Origin of the sequence: Pseudomonas sp. Irchel 3E13 (genome assembly GCF_900187455.1) — a bacterium.
GTDB lineage: Bacteria > Pseudomonadota > Gammaproteobacteria > Pseudomonadales > Pseudomonadaceae > Aquipseudomonas.
In genome coordinates this window covers 17,007-36,741 of record NZ_FYDX01000013.1, presented here as the reverse complement: position 1 = coordinate 36,741, position 19,735 = coordinate 17,007, and the positions used below count along the sequence as shown (strand labels likewise).

The following is a 19,735-nucleotide window of genomic DNA, read 5'->3' as shown; positions in this document are numbered from 1 at the left end:
CTGTCTCAGGCGGTACGGATGCCGGGCGGGTTGCCCTTGAGCGCGCTGGCGCGCAGGTCGTGGGGATCGAGCCGGCGGATCAGCGCCAGTTGTTCGGCGGTCGGGTGCGCGGTCTGTTTCAGGTGCGGCGACTTCAGCAGCGGGAAGCCGGTGTTGTCCTGAACCTGTTCGAAGCTCACGCCCGGGTGCAGGCTGCGCACCTGCACGGCGCGCTCGGGGCCGTCGAAGTCGAGGACGCAGAGGTCGCTGACCACCACGCGGATATCCATCAGGTCGCGGCGCGCGCCTTCGGGCCAGCGATCGGCCTTGAAGCCGACGCCGGAAACCATGTCCACCTCGCCGCTGACAAACACTCGGGTGTTGTGGTTCGGCACGAAGAACGAGTTCAGGTGGTTGATGCTGTTGCCCGGCAGGCCGCGCACACCGAGGATCGCGGTCTTCGGCTTGTGGTAGTCGCCGACGCAGGACAGGTTGGTCTGGCCCCAGCGGTCGATCTGGGTCGGGCCGATCATGGCGTGGCGCCGCCCGCCCCAGACGCATTCGAAGACCCGCTCGAAGGACATGTAGCCCGAGTAGCGCGGCTGGTAATCACCGCGCGGGCCCAGCGGCACCGGCTCTTCCACCAGGAAGGCCTCGCTGTCGGTCATCAGCAGTTCCGGGCTGTGGCTGAGCTTGGCGACGCTGGCCCCCAGGCGCGGAATCACGCCGAGGCCCGAGGCGATCAGCTCGCCGTTGCCGCGCCAGGCTTCGGCGGCGGCGACGATCAGCAGTTCGGCGAGGGTGAAATCACAATTGGCAGACATTCTTCGCTCTCCTCAGAACACGGGAAGGGGCAACGCGCCCATGCGCTCGGCACCGCCGTTTTGCGCTTGATAGGCCTGCTCGCCGCCGGCCACGTAGGTCTGCAGGTACTGCGCCCAGCCGCCCTCCTCGCTGGCACTGGCGACGTACTGCTTGAGGTGCTGCAAATCCCAGCCGTAGTCGGACGGGCATGAGGTCGGATGCGCGCCCAGCGGTGCGTGGATCACGCCGGTCACCAGGTAGCGCTCGAAGGTGTTGAAGCGGGCGCTTTCGGCGGTCAGTTCCAGGCGCTCTTCGAGCTTTTCGCAAGAGACAAAGCACTGCTGCGCGGCGCGGGCGAACAGGTGGTCGAAGTACGGATCGGGGCCGGTCACCAGGCAGTTGCCCAGGCGGTCGGCGACGTTGACGTGAAGGAACGCGACGTCCAGGTTCAGCGCCGGCATCGCCAGCAGTACCTCGCCGTCAGCGTAGGGCGAGCGGATTTCCTTGATCTCGGGGTTGAGCCGCGCCACATCGGTGGCCAGGCCGCAACGGGTCGGCAGGAACGGCAGGCGCATGCCGGCGGCGCGCAGGCCCCACTGGAACATGCCTTCGTCCAGTTCCATCAGCTCCAGCTCACCGGCTTCGCGGGCCTTGCGGTAGTAGGGTTCCAGCGGAATGGCGTCGAGGGTGGCGAAACCGAACACCAGCTTGCGCACCTTGCCGGCGGCGCAGAGCATGCCGACTTCAGGGCCACCGTAGGCGACCACGGTGAGGTCTTTTACCGGCGAACGAAGGATCTCGCGGACGATTGCCATCGGCTTGCGCCGCGGGCCCCAGCCACCGAAACCGATGGTCATGCCGTCGCGCAGTTGGGCGACCGCATCGGCCGCCGTCAGTTGTTTGTTCATGTCAGGCTCCTTGCTGGCCGACCGAGAAGTCATGGCCCCAAATGCTCACGCGGGTGAACTCGAAGGCCGAATGTTGCGCCCAGTCCACTTGCAGGCCGCCGAAGCCGTATTCGAGGTCGAAGCCGGACGGGGTCTGCATGTAGAAGCTGGTCATGCGGTCGTTGAGGTGCTGGCCGAGGGTGGCCGAGAGCTTCACGCCTTGGGCCAGATGGCGGTCATGGGCGCGGCCGACTTCGGTCATCGAATCGACCTCGACCATCACGTGCACGCAGCCCGATGGCACCGGGTACTCGGCCAGGGCCAGGCTGTGGTGGCGGGCGTTGCCGCAGTGCAGGAAGTGGATGCGCACCGGTGGGGCCGACGGGTCGGGGCGGAAATTGAAGATGTCCGACAGGCCGAAGCCGAGCACATCCTTGGCGAATGCCAGGGTCGCGTCGAAGTTCGGCGCCGGCAGGACCGTGTGGCCCAGGCCCATGTCACCGGTGATGAAACGCGGCACGCCCTGGGGCGAGACGAATGGCAGGCAGTCGGAGCGATGGCCCCAGCTCAGCTCATGGCGGTTGCCCGACGGATCGACCACCGACGCCAGCGCCTGCACGCCGCGCTGGTCGATGTCCTCGGCGCTGCCGGCCTGCCATTCCACGCCCTGCTCGTCCAGATGGCGCAAGGCGGCGTTGAACGCCTGCTCCGAGGCCAGCTCCCAGCCCGACGCGACATAGCGCGCCGCGCTGCCTTCGACGATGAGCATGCGAAACGGCCGCTCGTCCATCTTCACGTACAGCCCGCCCGCCGGTGCCGGCCGGACCTGCATGCCGAGCACACCCTCGGCGTAGCGCTGCCATTGGCTGAGGTTTTCGACCTGTGCGACGAAATAGCCCAAACCGCGAATCTCGATCATGCCCCTGTTCCTCGATGGCTGAATTCGGTATCGAGGTCATTGTGCGCAGCGGCACTGGGGGCATCATCGTCCGTTGAGACTAAGCGGGTTGGGCGGGCGGACTAGCTGAAAATGGACAAGGCCATCCTGCCGATCAGGAAGACCAGCAGGATCAGGAAGAACACGCGAATAAAGCCGCTGCCATAGCGCAGCGCCAGAAAGGTGCCGACGAAAGCCCCGGCCATATTGCTGAGGCACACCAACCCGCCAATGGCCCACAGCACATGGCCGGACGGGATGAAGAACAGCAGTGCCGCGCAGAACGTCGCCAGATTGACCAGCTTCGCCGACGCGGAGGCGTTGAGGAAATCGAAACCAAAGACCTTCACGAAGGCAAACAGCAGCAGGCTGCCGCTGCCAGGACCGAAGACGCCGTCGTAAAAGCCGATCAGCGCGCCGAGGCAGATGCCCCACGCGACGGTTCGCCCGCTACGGTGAACGTGCGCATGCGTCCTGCCGAGATCCTTTTTGGCAAAGGTGTACACGGCCATCAGTACCAGCACGATGAACACCGCGTACTCCATGACCGACCGGGGAATCAGCGACACCGAAAAGGCGCCGAGAAAGGAGCCTGCGAACGCCGACACCATGGTGGGAATCAAGAGCCACCAGACGATCTTGACGCGCTTCGCGTAGCTGAAGATCGAAGCGAGGTTACCCGCCAGCACCGCCAGCTTATTGGTGCCGAAGACGGTAGCCAGACTGTATTGAGGTAGCGCATGCAGGAGTGCGGGAACCTGTACCAGCCCGCCTCCGCCTACCGCGGCATCGATCAGGCCTCCGCAGAAAGCAAATAACGCCAGAATGACCAGGGCATTTTCAAACGCCATCAAAACCTCGTTCAAACGCGGGAATACGAAAACCTTTTTTAACGTTCCGAGCTATTTGCGGATTACATAAGCACATCGCACAAAGCGCAAAAAGCCGCTCCGACACGTTTGTTGTAATCCAGGCATGGACACTGCGTCAGCGGATAGACGCATGATGATTTTTGCCGAGACCAGGCTGGTTGTTTTATGAAGTTCATTCCAGCCATTGAAAAACTTCAAGACGCCGTCGTCAGCGTCGGTCTTGTTCAGGAAGGCCCTGAATGCGGTCTCGGCATAGCGCTGTGCAGTCTGCGTGATGGGGTCGTCAAGAACATTGCGCATTGCCTGTTTGATACTCGTCACATGCTCAATTTGTGCAAGCAAGGGTCCTCTGCGCATGCCTTCCGTTATTGCCCGTCCTGGAATTTTTAAATGGGCGATATGCTGGGGAAGCGTCTTGATGAAACTCAGTCCAAAGCCGTGCATGGATTTGGCGCCCACAAAGCCCTCAACGCCGTGCCCTTCAAACATGGAACTCATGCTTATCTCCTTGAAGTGAATCGAAAAGAGAGACCCGCAGAAAATTCGAACTCCTGGCATTAAAGCCAGTACCGCACGATTAACAAACCTTCAGAGTGCCGCATCAATACTGCGTCAACACTAGCCAACTCCAAGATGAGAACAAGAACAAAAACCAATGAAATGTCTCGCAATCACGTAGGAGACTTCTCCATCGAGAGATTGCGAAGAATCTTATGCAAGGTCGAAGTGCCGGAGCGGTTTAATAAAACTTGCGCCCTGCAGGAGAAGTACACGCTGATTCTTGCGCCTGGATCGACCAAGGACAACGACGGTAACCGAGATCCGGAGACGCATCAGACAATGCCTGTGGTTATGTCATGACGGACGCAGAGCACTTGGCCCAAGACTGAGACCGGGCGAGCCGATGTCGCCTGACAATGGTCAATACGCTGTAGGGACTGGAGTCGATTGGTGCGCTACATCGAGGCCGGCTTCTTGCAAGTCGACAACAACCGGTTTTTTAGGGGGCGACAGCAGTTGCTATCGAGCATGCAGACGCAATATACCTGCAGGATATGGTTACCAGGGCAGCGCCCTGGCAACCATTGCGACACATGCAAAAACCTCTTGAATTATTAATTTAAATGCCATGTAGTCCGGAAGCGCCGGGACGCGGAAAAAACTTGACAGGACTGTATCTGAAATTCAACCACAGGTCATAGTGCACCGGATCAAACATATGAGACTGGTTAATCGGATTAAAAGGATTCACTTTTGTAATCCTGAGCGAATCCATGTTGGCAATTAATCCATTAATTACTTTTCCACCTCCAAACTCCCCTAGAGCAAACCCCAGACCGACTTCATTCGCCGTATAGTTCGAATACACACCCCCCACATACCCTTTCACCTTGGAACGCGTGAGGTCAGCAAAGCGCTGGGCAAAGGAATTACTCAATCCATCGGCCGAATGGCACATGATCAATCGAATATTGGGATATTTTTCAAAATCGACAAAACCCCTGAGCTTTCTATATACGTCATCCGCCAACTTCAAGCCATTATCCAGCGCCATCATCCCACTGTTACCAACCAGGCCTCCATGGGCGTGTATATTCAACCGCGGAGCCCCTTTGTATGTATCTTCAAATATATACCCCAGGTCACCAGCGAGCCGGGCATTCCTGCCGTCACGCCCCATCTTTTCATATACAGTTACCGAGGCGCCGGTTCTCCCACCGGCGGCAACTTTCCCGCCGGTACGTCGAGCAGTATCCAGATAACGCCCGCTACGCGACGCTTTAAACAGCGCACTGACGCCCTGGAGTTTCACGAAATGGCGCAAACTGCGCAGCGCCTGAATGCCCGCGCGTACGCCTTTGGCGATCAGCCCGGCTATTTTCCCAAAGACCGCCCCCGAAGCATCGAAGAAGCTGAGCGCTGTCGATGCCCACCCCAGCTTGTCAGACAACGCCGGGTTGCTTTGCTTGAGTGCCAGTGATGCTGCGCCCAGTGCGAATCCCGTCGCGCCAACGGCCAACAACACCACACCCAGCACACCGCCGGTCATGATCGAGCCGATAACCGCAAGCGCACCAAACACCCCGATCAGCATCCATTCCCACCACTCCGCCGGCTCATGAGTGGGTGGCGTCGACTGCCGGATCATGTCGTCCAGTGAGGCCAGGCTTTGCGCCTGGGCCCGGCGATTGATCATGATGTGCCCGTCCTTGTCCCACCAGTTCACCGGGTCTCTGCCGGCGCAGTAGGCCCGGTCATTGAGCCCGCCTTTGCCGAACGGGCTCAGGCTGTCGCCCTGATAAAACGCCTGGTGTTGCGGATCATAGACCCGGTAGCCATGCCCTGGATGGTAGTTGCCGGTCACCGGATCAACGCGCTGGCCGTTATAGCCCAGGCCGCTTTTCATGGCGTTCAGCTCTCCCAGAGGGGCCTCTCCCCAAGGGGTAAAGCCGACGAAGCGGCTTTCCCATTCGCCCTTGGCGTTTAACCAGAACTCCTCTCCACCGCCATTCTGTGGGTCGGCCAGGATGAACAGGGTCTCGGTGGTTTCGCTCGCACCCTGACCTTCACGCATCTGCACCACCAGGCCTGCTTCTTCATCGAGGACGCGCCGCTTGATAGCATCGCCCTTTGCATCCAGCCAGACTTCGCCGCACAACTGATTGTCGCTGTATTGCAATACCCGGCGCTGCTTGTTCGCCTCATCCCACTGGGCCGCCAGGCGTCCCAACTCGTCATATTCATAGGTTGCAAGCGTGGCTCCGTTCTCTGTTGAGGTGACAGATTGCAGTTGCCCCGTGTGGGTATAGGCGAATACCTGCTTCCGCTCGGTATTTTTTTGGTTACCGCTGTTGTAATAGTCCAACTGCGTTTCTATCGACTGGCTGGCAGGTTCATCTTTTGGGGTCCGTATTACGGTCACGCGGGTTCGCAGAGTCGGTTGCTTGAGATTACCGTAACTATAAAGTTGTTCTTCTTTGTCTTCATTCGCGAATGTTGTGACGCAGCTCAGAAGACTTCCCAGCGCCGTATAGGTATACGACTGGCTAATGAGCACATCGCCCTGCGCATTCTTGATTTCATGGCCCGCGGTTGCATTGACGGACCAGAAGCACAACTCGTCTCGCCAAGTCAGATAAGCAAAGTTCTCCGTTCTGGCAGGGGTGCTTTCCCCATTTCGATACCACGTCTTGCTGGATAACTGCCCTATCGCGGTCCAGGTCTGGACGTAGCGACTTTTGACGATCCCGTCCAGGCGGTAAGTGCGTTCCACCTCCCGGCCGTGTTCATCGTAACGGTACGCAATGGTTTGTTTACGCCCGGTACGCATGTCCTCGACGGCGACATATTCGCACTCACCTTGCGCGCCATACCGGTAGCGGTATTCCAGTTGGCCGCGTCGCACCCGGCTGCGCCGGTTCTGACTATCCGTCCAGGCCCGACTGAAAACACCGCTGGGGTGCAAGCCTCCCGCCTCACTCCCACGCAGCGAATGCTGGCTGCACCTCGATTGTGTAACGCCACGCACCACCCGGTTGGTACGGTGTAGCCCCAAAAGCTGCGGCGACAAACATTCACTGGTAATGGCGCTTTGTAGATTGTCCTTGGTGGCGAGTCGGTTAGCCTTGATCCCCCGCGTGAGCGGGGTGTATTCGAATTTGACCAGCAGCGTTGATTCGTTATGTTTTTGGGCATACCAGTAGGTCGTGTTGCCGTCTTCACTGCTCCCGCAATAGAGGCGCGTTTTGTCCGGGCGAACATGTCCCTCGTCGTCATATTCGAAAGTCAGTGGTGAGCCCTCTGCGCCCACCGTCCGTGTCTTGATCTCGTCGCCCTGATTACCTGCGCCGCGCAGGGTTTGTTTGCCCATCACTACTATCGAGCCGCTGGAGCCCTTGATGCTGATTTTGGTAGGCGTGGTGCTCAGGCCCTCATATGCCCATTGCACCCCCCGGGTATCAGGCGCAATGACTTCTGTTCGCCGCCCAAGTTCGTCAAACGTGGTGGTCCATTTACGCGTCACTGGCTCAGTACCGCTTCCAGGCAGGGTTTCCGTGAGGCTGACACGCTGCCCCTTGGCATTGACGACCTCTTCGGTGACCACGCCGGTGCCTTTCAATTTATCGGTGCCCGCCTCCCAGCTTTTCTGGGTCTGCGTCAACGTCACCTGCCCGTCCCGGTGATTGCGCTGCTTCGTCTCCAACGCGTGCTGCGGGCCTTTGAGCACGGTGCCGGTCAGCCTTTCGGTCGTCAGGCTATCGCCCTGCTCCGCATCGGTCTTGCCGGTAGTTTTTTCGGACGTCCAGAACCAGTCGCGCAGGTTGTCCGGCAAGGCGATGCCGTCACTGCGCAGGCATAACCCTCCGGGGAAATAGTCATACACGCACTGCTGTGCGACTTCACCATCGGCACCGTAGGTCATTTCCTGGAGACAGACATAGTTGCTGTCAGCGTGATCAGCGCCGGCCGTGCGTTGCAACTCCCAGCGTACCGGGCGCTGCAGGCCGTCCAGCAGCACTCGGCCACAACGACCGTCCGGGCCGGTCGTACTGACCCAGGTGCCGCTGTGGGTATCCGTCCACGTGATTGTCTCGACGGTTTGCCCTTCCTCTGGCATTGAACCGTCCAGAAAGCTTTCTTCGTCATAAGGACAGGTTGTGCTGCCGAGCAACCGGTCTCGGGCATCGTAGGTGTGAAATAGCATTCTTTCCGGGCGACCCAGGTCATCCTGCTGCGTTTCGCGCACTGTCCGACCGCTGCGCGCAGACCGGATGTGGTGTGACAAGACGGGGCTCAACTCAAGATTTTCAACCTTCAATGTGGTTGCACTTTTCGCCCGCAACGTCCCTTCGTCGTGATCTGCTGTCAGGGTCTCCACCAATTTCCGGGTCTGGCGAGCCGCGTTGTCCTTGTACCAGGCAGTGGCGGTGCTCACGGTTGTCAGCACGTCGTCGTCTTTTTTACGCTCGACCTGCTGCAAGCCGACCGACAGTCCTGCTCGTCCCGTTGCTTTTGTCACGGTCCAGGGCACGGTAGCGGTATCTACTGTCACCCCCTCCAGACTCAAAATCGTATCCGGAATCAGCACGCCTTCCTGGTTCAGGCTTGCCTTGGCATACCCGTACACCGTCAGCGTAGCGTCGGACACGCTGCCGTCAGGAAATGCCAGAAACTGATACTGCGCCATCAGCGGCGGTTGCGTTGTGTCATGGATCACCGGGCACGTCAGCGCCATGGCCGTTGACAAGGGCGTTGCGTCACTGTTTTCCAGTTGCAGGCCAGTGATCAGGCCTGACACTTGGGGGGCCTTGTCACTGTGATCCGGCTTACTCGCAGTGGCAGCCACGGGGTAATAGCAAAAATGAGTCGTCTGGCCGTCTCCTGCCACGACCTTCGTCGGCAGTCCTAGCGCAGGATCACAGGTCACGAGGGTGGTTTCTGTTACTGAAGTGCTTGCTGTTGTCTGACTCATGACAGTTTCTCCTGCGCAGCGGGAGCCGAGGGTGTCGTCTGCAGATCTTCCGTGGTCACGCTGACTTTGACGGGCTGGGTAGCCCAACGGTATTTGGCCGCCAAGGTGTCGCCACTGACCGTGTCCGGGTATTCCATGCGGGTTGTAGTGCGGGAACTTCCCGGAACTTCCTCCACAATCTCCGTTTCAAGACAATGGCTGTTCTTGAGCGTCCAGGTGCGTCGAGTGAACGGGCCGCTGACGCCATCACCCAGGTCCAGGGTTTGCGTAGAGGAAAATGAATCGCCCTCTGCTTGCAGCGCGTTATTAATGCCACTCCACTGCCAGGTGTGACTGATCACGGCCTGACCGGCCCCCGGCACCAGGGTATGGCGCCCAACCTGTGGCAGCGGGGTGTGAAGACTCTTACTGGGATCCCAGGTTTTCCAGGCCGTTACATAGCTCACCACCTCCAGCGAGCCGTCTTCCTCAGCCACCGAGTTCAGCACTCGGTCCAGTACCGGGTCATCGCAATAGCCGAAGACTACGGTTTGCGTTGGCAAGGCATCGTTTTTGCCTTTGCGGGTCAGTCTGGTCAGCAGGCAATCGGTGATATCCAGCGTGACGCTGTACTCCTCCTCCGTGCCCGGCCAAACGGTGAACGTGCTGGTGTACTTTCCGCTGGCGACGGGGGCGCCATGCGTGGCAGTCAACAGGTTGACCCCGTAGTAACTGATGGTGTTCAGCCGGACATGGCCGTCTTTTCCTTCCCACGCCAGGTACAGGCTTTTGCCTTGTGGTGACGTGATAGTGGACGGCACCAGTATCAGGGACGTGCGCTTCATCTCTGACTTGAGGTTGCCGAGTGCTTTGATCTCGTCTTTGATCTCCTGAGTGGATTCGCTTGAGACGCCGCTCTCCCTCTGCCATTGCTCCAGATTCTTTCGGTAGCGATCCAGCTTTTCCACATACGCCATCTTGTAGTGCTCACTGGCCTCTTTGTTGTCGTGGGTACCCGGTACGGCTAGCACCTCCTGTCGTCCGGAAGGGAATATCACCGTGAGGTCGGTCAGTTTGTCGAACGAGCCTTTCGCACCCGTCAAGGTCACGCCGTTGATGGGCAGGCGCTTTTTATCTGTCGCATCAGCGATATTGGCCGCGGTCAAGGTCAGCGTCTGGCCTGTGGCAAGCGTCAGGCGGTGCAGACGATTGTCATAAGAGGAGAAGCGAAACGCCCAGCCGTCCCCAAGAGCGCTTTCATTGGCCCGGGTGGCCGAATAGTGCAACGTGAGGTCGATGTTGGGGCCTGTGTCGTAAAGCCCGCGGATCACCCCCACCGGATAATGCGCGTGAAACAGCCCGGTTCTGGGATCGACACCGTTCTCGACAGCCCCACTGACGTCATAAACCTCTGAGCCGGGGGTGTTGGCGTAGTCGGCACAGAGCGAATCACTGGGAATAAAGCGTTTGCCCGTGATGGGTGGATCGATAGTAAGTGCTGAAGCAGCAGCGCGGGTAATACCAGCCTCGCTGATGTAATTTGCGCACGCGAGCGGATGGTTTGACGTTATCGTCATCCCGTCAGGGATATGGAGGTGAATGCCACCACTTCGATGGTAGTTCTCCTGCAAGGGAAGTACGTTGATAGGTGTTGTTCCTGGTATCAATTCGGGAGCACAGAAAGCAAACCGGATGCCCGACTCAACGATATTTGGCAGCAATTGCAGGTCCAGCGTGATTGTTTCAAAAAACTCAAATTTCTTGAGAATTCGAATAAGCTCTAACGTTGCAGGCGTGGTCGTCACCTCGAAACCTTTTAAACCACCATCGGCATTAAACCCTACGGAACCAAGTTCAAGCATCTCAAGTATCTCGGTTACACTTAGCCTTTGCAGAACATCTTCCTTCAGCCATAGGAATAACTTCAGAGTCTCGTATTGAATCATCTCTTCCCTGCGATATTTCAGCCTTGACAGTATCGCGTACAGTTGACTTTGTGCGCACTTTACCAGTGCTTTCCTTAGTGTGCACTTTATTGGTGTAAGCGAATCCTCCCCCGGGATCTCGACACTTTGTTCCAGCGCGCTAACACTCAGCCCATGAGAAACAGTAACGCTCAGTACCATATGGCTCTCAGTACAAGATAGACACTCTTTAATCCGATATGCAGAAGGCAACCGCAACTGCCAAAGTTCCACTTCCTCGGAGGGGATATCTTCACGCGCAACGCGAGAGGCTGGCAATGCAGAAATATTTTGCTCAGCCAGTTCGGACCTAAAGATACCCTTAGCATATATTTCATTCGAAACACAGTTCCACCATATATCTGAAAGAGCTTTTGTTGTCCAGACATCACCACCCAAGGCTTCTTTGACTATCTTTTCAACCCTAAGCCCTGCAATGCCCTTGCCATAGTGTATAAATCCTTCATCACCGCTCCACGCGTGCAGCTGACGAAAGTAGTGCGCCGCCGAGTACTTCGCTCTGTCATACGGTTCAGCGAGGCCTAGTATTTCCCCCATAATCAACACTTCTTCAGCCACCAACTTGTCTCTCAGAAACATCAGCTTGGTGCCCAATTGAACAGGGACTACCTTATTTTTGTTTACCCTAGCGACCCACAGTTCTGCATGCAGTACCCCCTCTGTCTCCGGCGGCAGCCACAGGGTCCAGGTTTCAAACTTTTTATCTGTATCAATGGGCACACTCGGTTGAGCGTTGTTCTCACCGCACCCCACAAACGGCGCATCGGTGGCGAATTTCGAACCGAGGAATACACAAAGCGCCCTAACCCAGGCATCCTTTGTTGCCTTGTCGGCAACGCTCGGTTCAAATGCCCAAGCCTGTGCGATCTGACCACTCCACCGATCACACAGCGTGATACGTACGCCGTCTTTGTACTTGTCAAACAACTCACCCAGCGTCAGTGCTGTACCGTCCAGGTTTTCCAAGGCTTTTTCATGTGCCGAGGTGATACCGGGTAGTCCCAGTGTCACCACCCTGACGGGCAGCCCCATGACCCATAGGTTTGAACTATTGGGCTTGCCGAAGTCTGGCTCGGCAGTGGCAGTTGCTCCGCCCAGTCGCAGGTAACTCCCCAAGGGCGAGCTCTTCAGTCCGGCTGCAAGCGAGGTCATGCAGCTTGCAAAGTCGCTTCCCTTCACCGTGTGACTGAACGGCGAACCTGGCAGTTGCGCATTGGAATAACGGTCATAAACGAAAAACTGAATGACGGCGCCGTCAGTGGGTTTGAATGTCTCCACGGCTTTGTATTTTTGCCAGGTAACAGGCTCCAGTTCCACGGACAGATTTGAATACTGGGGTATCCAGAGTGCATTACCCGTTTTACCGGGGGAAACGGACACCTTGTCGTCGCCCTGTTTACCAGCGCGCAACATGCCATATGTACTGTCGGCTTTCTTTTTGATTTCGTCGATATGCTTGCAGAGTGCCTCTGGCCAGTCAGTTGCCTTGCGTAGCGTGTCTGCCGGGGCAAACAAAAAAGTTTCATATAAATGCAGGTTGGTTCTGTCACGCACTTGAACCGCAATACTTTCACCCGCCGCCAGATCAAGGTCCGGCATCGGGGTTGCAATGACCTGGTTGGCAATGAACGGCGCGGACGTAAAGACCCGACAACCACTATCGTAGTACCAGAGCCGATTGACTTCGGCCTTCTGCGCGGATGTCATATCGGAGAATGCTTTTGAAGATGGGCTGCCGGTGGCGGAAACTTCAAGCGCACCGTTATTGCTGAATTTCCCCGCGATCAAATAACGCGGTTCGCCACTGGGTACCGGCGCGGCGTTGATGGCATTGAGAAAGGCGGCCGGCCATTTGGCAACTACCCGGTTGTCTTTATCTGCGGTAAAGGCAACGGTTTTCATGACCCGCCCGTCACGCTCCCTGATAACCCAGGCATGTATGCGTTCTCCGACACTCAGGTCACGGTCCGCCAAAAGATAACCCGGACTCCGCCAGCGGTGTTCACCTGCCCCTACACTACTCACTTCGAAACCGACCATCGAAGGCAGGAAGTCATCAGCGTCATGATTCAACATGTATTGCACTCCGCGTTTCAGGCCCTGTACGACATGCAACCGCACTCGCCCATGCAGCGTTGAAAAGGGGCTCATGGGTGAGCCCCGTCGAAATGCTCATCTACAACCCGCCAGGTCGAACGCGGCTACTGTCGCCCGGTGATCGTGACGCGCGCGTTTCCGGTGGGCGGGTCGAGATCCACTGCCCACGCTAAAGCGCCATCTCGATAGAGAGTGGCCTTGGTCGGCGAAAAGGATGAGGGGACGTTCACATGGAACCGGTTCGGTGTAGTGGCTTGTACACGGGATGACCTCAGCACGAACTTCAGCGTCTGGTTATTAGCGTTCCTGACTACCAGATAACACTTGGCCGCATTTATCTCGACATCCCGATCCGCCGAATAACTGTTCCCGTGGGCGCAATGAAGTGCAGGAAATATATAGTTGTTGTATCCGGCCCGAGGGTCATAGTAGCCAAGCAGCGTTGTGACCGGAATGCCCTGTTGGGCAGGCTTGCGGACAACATTGAAAGAGAAGTCCTTGACCTCGACCCACGTCGAGCCATTGGACTCATAATTCAATACCGTCCCTCTGACCAGCGGCACGGAGGTGCCATTTATACGCAACGTGGCGCCCCAACTCGCGTAATGCACAACGTGTATGCCTTTGGACTTATTGGCGGCCGCCGCGGCCGGGATGAATACGTCATGTGCGTGGTGGTTATCGTACAAGGGTATTTCAACCAGTCGGTAGTCGTTGAGCAACCGTGTCATGGAACTCAAATCAAACTCGTCAGCGGCAGCACTATGGAACTCACCCCATTCCTCCAGTTTTTTTGATGTTTCATTCCACTTCAGGTAGCCGGTACTGGAGGTTTTATCAAAGATCGCCTTGCTTTCCATAAACTGCTGGATGTGATGGTGGGTATGCGGTGTGCAAAGCGTATAGCCATTAGTCGGCGTACACATCGGGAATCCACCCGCCATGGTGTCGGTGCCGAAGCTATGCCCGTGAAACGGCGCTTGGCATGTACCTTCATAACAGGTAGGCAGGTTGAAGCGTGACTTTTCGAAATTAGGGATGAAGTAATGTTTGTTACTATCCCAGCCCCAGCTTGAATTGATCGCTTCAGAAGAACGGTGTACCGACCCGGTGAACTTCTCTGGGTAATGACCGATCCCGTAGTTATGACCCAGCTCATGGCTGAATTCATTGCCCACGCAATCGACCAGCGTCACGATACTGCCGCCGCCCGACAGACCATGGACAACCCGACCATTACTGTAATTACCGACAGACGTGTGCGCCGTGAATTGCGCCGCCGCAAAATGTTTATTCAGGCCATCCTCTCCCGAACCCGGTGAACTGTGAATGCCGTAGCTGGCATTATTGATGCCCAGGGAAATCAGTTCTTTTCCCGTGTACTGCCTGAGGTCACCGTTATGAACATCGCCTTTATCGGTGGAGGCGCCACTTATCACCTCGCCACTGGGCAACTTTATTTCCTTCCAATACACCGGTTCATATTGGTTGACCACCAGCCGGCTGATGGGCGTTTGCTGAAAATATTGACGCTGAAGCTCAGCGCTGAAGCGGGATGAAAACACATCGTTATTGGGTGTCAACATGCCAATATCGATCGTATTCAGCAGAAGTTCGCTTGGCGCGCCAATATTGATAGAGTTGTACGACCCGCTAATATTAGCGGCGTCAAAGCGTAGCGTGATCCCGGGTTTTACATGCTGCCAGGGAATAATGCAGCTCCGGAGGTCAGGCGCGTAATCGATGGTTTGAAACTCAAGATCGATTCGTTCCCCCCACACGCCCTGTCTGTTGAAAAAAACCAACTTCTCGCCTCTTCTCAAGCGCACCGTACTTCCACCATAATGCACCCGCGATTCAAACACCGCATCGGAGTGAAACACTATCTTTTTACCCTTCAGTGACGTGGAGTGTCCTGGCAGATAGAAGTCCGAAGCCCAACGTTCATTTGCAAGTTTCACGTTCAGGGTATTGTGCGTCGAGAGCAGTGTCTTGAAGTGGCTAGCGTCAGGATCATGCCCGATCAAATCGATTTCTGCCTGGGTTTCGATGACCCGATCATACTGCCCTGGCTCGATGAAATCCGCCTGACCAAACCCTTGAACTTTCCCGGCCATTGTTGGTCTCGCCATGAAGTCATGCAGTTTGACCGAATACAATGGATTATTCTCGAGAAGGACCTTCATTATAATTCCTTCTTTAAAATCGATAGCACTGCCTATTGGCCTGAACATCACCAGCGTATTCCTGAGCGCAACCAGCCTCGGCTTCTTGTCACCCGGTAATGACGTCGACTGCGAGGGTATGATTATGGACTGGGCAAACTCTATGCTGGCTTGCATTCCATTTACCAAATCATTTTTCAAAGGCCGCTGATTAAAAAATACAGTGGGCTCGACACGTTCCATGACGCACCTCGTTAATCATACGAAAAGAGTAACTACTTTGATGGCGACGCTGCTTGTTTCAGCCTAGCCCGGCAAACTTCTGATATTTAGAATTTTTGGTAATAATATGGCCGGCACGCTACCTGGCATTTTTGTCAGTTGTCGGAATACCGGGCGACTGTCATCGTAATGATTTTTCTTGCAGCAACTAGGCTCTGTATGAAAAGCCTTGAGACGAAGGTCAGGCAAGGCGAAAACAGCCGAGGAAGCGGAGTTTACGGGTTGTAAATGAGCATTCCGAGGCTGTTTTCAACGCAGCATCACCGAGTATCAAGGCTTTTCATACAGAGCCTAACTTGAGGACACTGAAACTTCATAAGGCCCACATTAGTAGCGGTGCCTGTTCAACACCCGCGGAACGCCATCACCGTACTTCACAAAGCGCCTAGTCCGTTTCAATGATTCGCCCGTAAAAGCGCCACCCCTAGACTGCGGCATCCTTTCGTCCCGCAGAGATCCGTCCTCATGGAGTTCGCCTTTACCGAAGAGCAGTTGATGATCCGCGACAGCGCCGAGCGCTTTCTGGCCCAGGCCAGCGACTCGTCCGCCGTACGCGCGGGCATGGCGCGTGTCGATGACTATGACCCGGCGCTGTGGCAGCGCATCGCTCAGGAGCTGTACTGGCCGGCGCTGATGGTGCCGGAAGCGTACGGCGGCATGGGCCTGGGCTTCGTCGAGTTGGCCGTGTTGCAGGAACAGTGCGGGCGTTTCCTGCTCGGCTCGCCGCTGTTCGCCACCGCGTGCCTGGCGACCCCGGCCCTGCTGCTGGCCGATAACCCGCCGTTGCAGGCCCACTGGCTCGGCGCGATCGCCGCTGGTGACACCCGCGCCACCCTGGCGTGGGGTGCGGGCATGGACGCCGACAGCGTGCGGATCACGGCCCGCGCCGAAGCCGGCGGCTATGTCCTCGATGGGCTTTGCGCGCAGGTACTCGACGGCGCGCTGGCTGACCTGCTGATCGTCGCCACCCGTGAACCGGGCAGCCAGGGCGAACACGGCATCAGCTTGTTCGCCCTGCCCGCCGATACCCCGGGCATCATTCGCAACGCCCTGCCCACCCTCGACCAGACCCGCCGCCTGGCGCGGGTCGAACTGCATGGCGTGCGCGCCGCTGATGCCCAGTTGCTCGGCGTCGTCGGCCAGGGCTGGCCGTTGTTGCGCGACGTGCTGAGCATCGCCGCCATTGGCCTGGCCGCGGAACAGACCGGCGGCGCCCAGCAGGTGCTGGACCTGACCCTGGCCTACGTTGCCGAACGCAAGCAATTCAACCGCCCTATCGCCAGTTTTCAGGCGATCAAGCACCGCTGCGCCGACATGATGTTGCAAGTCGAATGCGCCCGTTCGGCGTTCTGGTACGCCGCCTGTGTCGCCGGCGAACGTCTTGCCGTCGAGGGCGACCCGGCGCTGGCCAGCGAACTGCTCGCCGCCGCCGCCACGGCGAAGCTGCACGCCAGCGAAACCTTCTTCCATTGCGCGGCCGAGTCCATCCAGTTGCATGGCGGGGTCGGCTTCACCTGGGAATACGACCCGCACCTGTATTTCAAACGCGCCCGGGCCGGCGAACAGTGGCTTGGCACCCCGGCCTGGCACGCCGAGCGCCTGGCCGCGCAACTCCTGGAGCAACGCCCATGAAGATCGGATTCAACAGCGCGGACGAAGCCTTCCGCAAAGACGTCGCCCAGTGGATGGCCGAACACCTGCGCGGCGAGTTCGAGCCCCTGCGTTTTCGCGGCGGGCCGGGCGACGAGCACAGCTTTCCGGAGCAACGCAAAGCCTGGGAACGCGAACTCGCAGCGGGCGGTTGGACTGGCGTCGGCTGGGCCACCGAACACGGTGGCCGCGGCCTGAGCATCAGCCAGCAAGTGATCTTCCACGAAGAATATGCCCGCGCCGGCGGCCCCGGACGCATGGGCCATATCGGCGAAGGACTGGTCGGCCCAACCCTCGCCGCCTTCGGCAACACTGATCAGAAACGCCGGCTGCTGCCAGGCATCCTCAGCGGCCGTGAGTTCTGGTGCCAAGGCTATTCCGAGCCCGGCGCCGGCTCGGACCTGGCCAATGTGCAGACCCGCGCGCGCCTCGACGACAGCGGCGAGTACTGGCTGATCAGCGGGCAGAAAGTCTGGACCTCGCTGGCCCATGAAGCTGATTGGTGCTTTGTGCTGGCCCGAACCGAACCGGGCAGCAGCGGTCATCACGGGCTGTCGTTCCTGCTGGTGCCGATGGCCCAGGAACAGATTCGCGTGCAGCCGATCCAGCAACTCACCGGCACCAGCGAGTTCAACGAAGTGTTCTTCGACCAGGCGCGGACCTCGATCGCCAACCTGGTCGGCGAGCCCGGCGATGGCTGGAGGATCGCCATGGCCCTGCTCGGGTTCGAGCGCGGCGTCTCCACCCTTGGCCAGCAGATGCAGTTCCACAACGAACTGGACGAGGTCATTCGCATCGCCCGCAACAACGGCGCCAGCCGCGACCCGTTGCTGCGCCAGCGCATCGCCCGCGCCTGGGCCGGGCTCAAAGTACTGCGCTACAACTCGCTGCGCATGCTCTCCGGCCCGCAAGACGGCAGCCTGGCGCGCGAAGCGATGATCTATAAATTGGCCTGGTCCACCTGGCATGCCGAACTGGGCAAGTTGGCGATGGATGTGCTGGGACCGCAAGCGGAGGTTCTCGACGGCGCGCCTTATGAGTTGAGCCGGTTGCAGTCGCTGTTCCTGTTTACCCGGTCGGACACCATCTACGGCGGCAGCAACGAGATCCAGCGCAATGTGATTGCCGAGCGGGCGCTGGGGATGCCGCGGGAGATGCGCAGGTAGCGGGGAGGACATCCAGGAGGCAACTGCAACGTGGCCTCCTGGATCTGTACTTTTTACTCACGCAATAAGATGGATTGTTCCCTGGTGATACGTGTTGGAAGTCAGTTCGTAAAGAACAGGATTAAACACGCCCGGCTCTGCAGAAGGCGTGATGGTGAAGATGTGTGCAGTCGCGCTTACTCCCCGGACTTCTTTCAACAACCGCACGACCCAGTGCACTTCAGCAAAAGGTACCGGTATACCCTCCTTGTCGAAAAACCGGGGGGCTGCCACGACGATAGTTTCCCTTCTGTTGGAATAGTGACCTGGTCGGACGGCAGAGGGATGATGTAAAGGCTATCAACGACTACCTTGCGAACGTCGAGCAGGTTAAGCGTTGCGGTAGCGACGATGTCGCCATTCTGAATGGCAACAAGCTCAAACTTGGCGGGCCATGGGCCTTGATAGCTATTCATGAATTCGTTGGTAAACAGCAAAGCGTCTTCTGAAAAAATATAGATCCCTGCAGTGTTGTTGTCACCGTTGACACGAAAAGTCAGATCAAAGTGTTCTCCTTGGGGGGCAGTAAACTCAAAATGCAGCAGCGCGTTTTCATCAATTACGGGGGGATAAAAAGAGTCATGTTCGAACGTGATCGCCACATCGTCCCTCGCCGCTGTGAGGGTTAGCGTGAATGGCTGTTCCAGGCCCTTCGACTCACTGACCATCACCTCCACCGCCCCCGCCTGGGCATCAGGTCCGACCAGTTGCAATGGCGGAAGTGGCGCTCCCCATTCGGCGCGTAGCGAGAACATCCCACAACTGGCAGAAATATCAGGTTGGCCGGATTCCCATGGCGGAACAGCTCATGAAAGGTACCGTCATAGGGCACCCACAGGGTGGTGACTGAACAAAGTTTCAGTGACTGGCTCAGAACCTGTGGGAGCCGGTCTTGCCAGCGATGAGGCCAGCCGAGGCAACGCTGTTGCCAGGGCGGGCGCCATCGCTGCATGGGTATCTACCCATCTTTCGATCATGTGGTGACTGGAAGGCGCTTGTCATAAGGCCGAGTAATGGCCACCAAGCGCTAGCCGACAGGTTTTCAGAGCCCTTGAGATCGAGCGCCGCCCGCGCGGCGCATCGCGAGCAAGCTCGCTCCTACATCGGTTGCAACGTGCCATGGCCTGACAGAGAGGTGTTGCCCGCACTTGGCGCTTGGCGATGAATCGCGGGGAGGTTGTTGATGTCGACTCGATACCGCGTCGTACAAACAAGGCGTTCAACCATGGCCTGACAGGCATAGGTACGTTGCAACCGATGTAGGAGCGAGCTTGCTCGCGATGCGCCGCGCGGGCGGCGCTCGATCTCAAGGGCGCTGAAGACATGTCGGCTGACACATGCATAAATTGTGTAGATGCCAGCGATGAGGCCCGAGAGGACAACGACAAAAAAGCCGTCAATCGACGGCTTTTCTGCTCCT

The 19,735-nt window shown here is 57.9% G+C and carries 11 protein-coding genes; 2 read left to right on the top strand and 9 right to left on the bottom strand.

Going from position 1 to position 19,735, the window contains the following annotated elements; genetic code table 11:
* Positions 1-5: 5 nt before the first annotated feature.
* The 8 genes from CKW37_RS22275 to CKW37_RS22235 all read right to left on the bottom strand — a co-directional run bounded on the left by CKW37_RS22275 (position 6) and on the right by CKW37_RS22235 (position 15,421).
* A complete protein-coding gene (locus CKW37_RS22275; protein ID WP_095158426.1) occupies positions 6-803 on the bottom strand; it encodes a CoA-transferase subunit beta in 798 nt (265 codons plus the stop codon).
* Positions 804-815: 12 nt separating this feature from the next.
* Positions 816-1,691 carry a CoA transferase subunit A gene (locus tag CKW37_RS22270; RefSeq protein ID WP_095158425.1) on the bottom strand — a complete coding sequence of 292 codons (876 nt, stop codon included), beginning with the start codon at positions 1,689-1,691 and terminating at the stop codon, positions 816-818.
* 1 nt (position 1,692) lies between these two features.
* The gene (locus CKW37_RS22265; protein ID WP_095158424.1) at positions 1,693-2,589 is read right to left on the bottom strand and encodes a VOC family protein; all 897 of its coding nucleotides are present in this window, start codon (positions 2,587-2,589) and stop codon (positions 1,693-1,695) included.
* Positions 2,590-2,690: 101 nt separating this feature from the next.
* Positions 2,691-3,458 (bottom strand): TSUP family transporter, encoded by a 768-nt coding sequence (locus CKW37_RS22260; protein WP_095158423.1) that lies wholly within the window; start codon positions 3,456-3,458, stop codon positions 2,691-2,693.
* A 51-nt stretch (positions 3,459-3,509) separates the two neighbouring features.
* Complete coding sequence (locus CKW37_RS22255; RefSeq protein WP_095158422.1) at positions 3,510-3,977, bottom strand: hypothetical protein; 468 nt, start codon at positions 3,975-3,977, stop codon at positions 3,510-3,512.
* Between the two features lie 622 nt (positions 3,978-4,599).
* The gene (locus tag CKW37_RS22250; protein WP_095158421.1) at positions 4,600-8,952 is read right to left on the bottom strand and encodes an RHS repeat-associated core domain-containing protein; all 4,353 of its coding nucleotides are present in this window, start codon (positions 8,950-8,952) and stop codon (positions 4,600-4,602) included.
* Entirely contained in the window at positions 8,949-12,992 is a 4,044-nt protein-coding gene (locus CKW37_RS22245) for a hypothetical protein (protein ID WP_143502115.1), read from the bottom strand. Before CKW37_RS22245 ends, CKW37_RS22250 begins: the two co-directional genes overlap by 4 nt.
* A 125-nt stretch (positions 12,993-13,117) precedes the next feature.
* Positions 13,118-15,421: a M66 family metalloprotease gene (locus CKW37_RS22235; protein WP_095158418.1), complete on the bottom strand. Its 2,304-nt coding sequence runs from the start codon at positions 15,419-15,421 to the stop codon at positions 13,118-13,120.
* A gap of 504 nt (positions 15,422-15,925) precedes the next feature.
* On the opposite strand from CKW37_RS22235, the gene CKW37_RS22230 reads away from it, so the two are divergent.
* Both CKW37_RS22230 and CKW37_RS22225 read left to right on the top strand, forming a co-directional pair.
* On the top strand, positions 15,926-17,092 hold the full coding sequence (locus tag CKW37_RS22230) for an acyl-CoA dehydrogenase family protein (RefSeq protein WP_095158417.1): 1,167 nt from the start codon (positions 15,926-15,928) through the stop codon (positions 17,090-17,092).
* The gene (locus CKW37_RS22225; RefSeq protein ID WP_095158416.1) at positions 17,089-18,276 is read left to right on the top strand and encodes an acyl-CoA dehydrogenase family protein; all 1,188 of its coding nucleotides are present in this window, start codon (positions 17,089-17,091) and stop codon (positions 18,274-18,276) included. The genes CKW37_RS22230 and CKW37_RS22225 overlap by 4 nt, the downstream gene beginning before the upstream one ends.
* 194 nt (positions 18,277-18,470) lie before the next feature.
* Here the strand turns inward: CKW37_RS22225 and CKW37_RS22220 are convergent, their stop codons facing one another.
* Positions 18,471-19,070, bottom strand: a complete 600-nt coding sequence (locus tag CKW37_RS22220; RefSeq protein WP_143502113.1) for a hypothetical protein — start codon at positions 19,068-19,070, stop codon at positions 18,471-18,473.
* Positions 19,071-19,735 lie beyond the last annotated feature (665 nt).

What these genes read in the sequence shown, in the direction of transcription:
- CKW37_RS22255 (WP_095158422.1), bottom strand. Translation starts at nt 3,977, where the DNA reads ATGAGTTCCATGTTTGAAGGGCACGGCGTTGAGGGCTTTGTGGGCGCC.
- CKW37_RS22245 (WP_143502115.1), bottom strand. Translation starts at nt 12,992, where the DNA reads ATGTTGAATCATGACGCTGATGACTTCCTGCCTTCGATGGTCGGTTTC.
- CKW37_RS22225 (WP_095158416.1), top strand. Translation starts at nt 17,089, where the DNA reads ATGAAGATCGGATTCAACAGCGCGGACGAAGCCTTCCGCAAAGACGTC.
- CKW37_RS22250 (WP_095158421.1), bottom strand. Translation starts at nt 8,952, where the DNA reads ATGAGTCAGACAACAGCAAGCACTTCAGTAACAGAAACCACCCTCGTG.
- CKW37_RS22275 (WP_095158426.1), bottom strand. Translation starts at nt 803, where the DNA reads ATGTCTGCCAATTGTGATTTCACCCTCGCCGAACTGCTGATCGTCGCC.
- CKW37_RS22260 (WP_095158423.1), bottom strand. Translation starts at nt 3,458, where the DNA reads ATGGCGTTTGAAAATGCCCTGGTCATTCTGGCGTTATTTGCTTTCTGC.
- CKW37_RS22235 (WP_095158418.1), bottom strand. Translation starts at nt 15,421, where the DNA reads ATGGAACGTGTCGAGCCCACTGTATTTTTTAATCAGCGGCCTTTGAAA.
- CKW37_RS22220 (WP_143502113.1), bottom strand. Translation starts at nt 19,070, where the DNA reads ATGTTCTCGCTACGCGCCGAATGGGGAGCGCCACTTCCGCCATTGCAA.
- CKW37_RS22270 (WP_095158425.1), bottom strand. Translation starts at nt 1,691, where the DNA reads ATGAACAAACAACTGACGGCGGCCGATGCGGTCGCCCAACTGCGCGAC.
- CKW37_RS22230 (WP_095158417.1), top strand. Translation starts at nt 15,926, where the DNA reads ATGGAGTTCGCCTTTACCGAAGAGCAGTTGATGATCCGCGACAGCGCC.
- CKW37_RS22265 (WP_095158424.1), bottom strand. Translation starts at nt 2,589, where the DNA reads ATGATCGAGATTCGCGGTTTGGGCTATTTCGTCGCACAGGTCGAAAAC.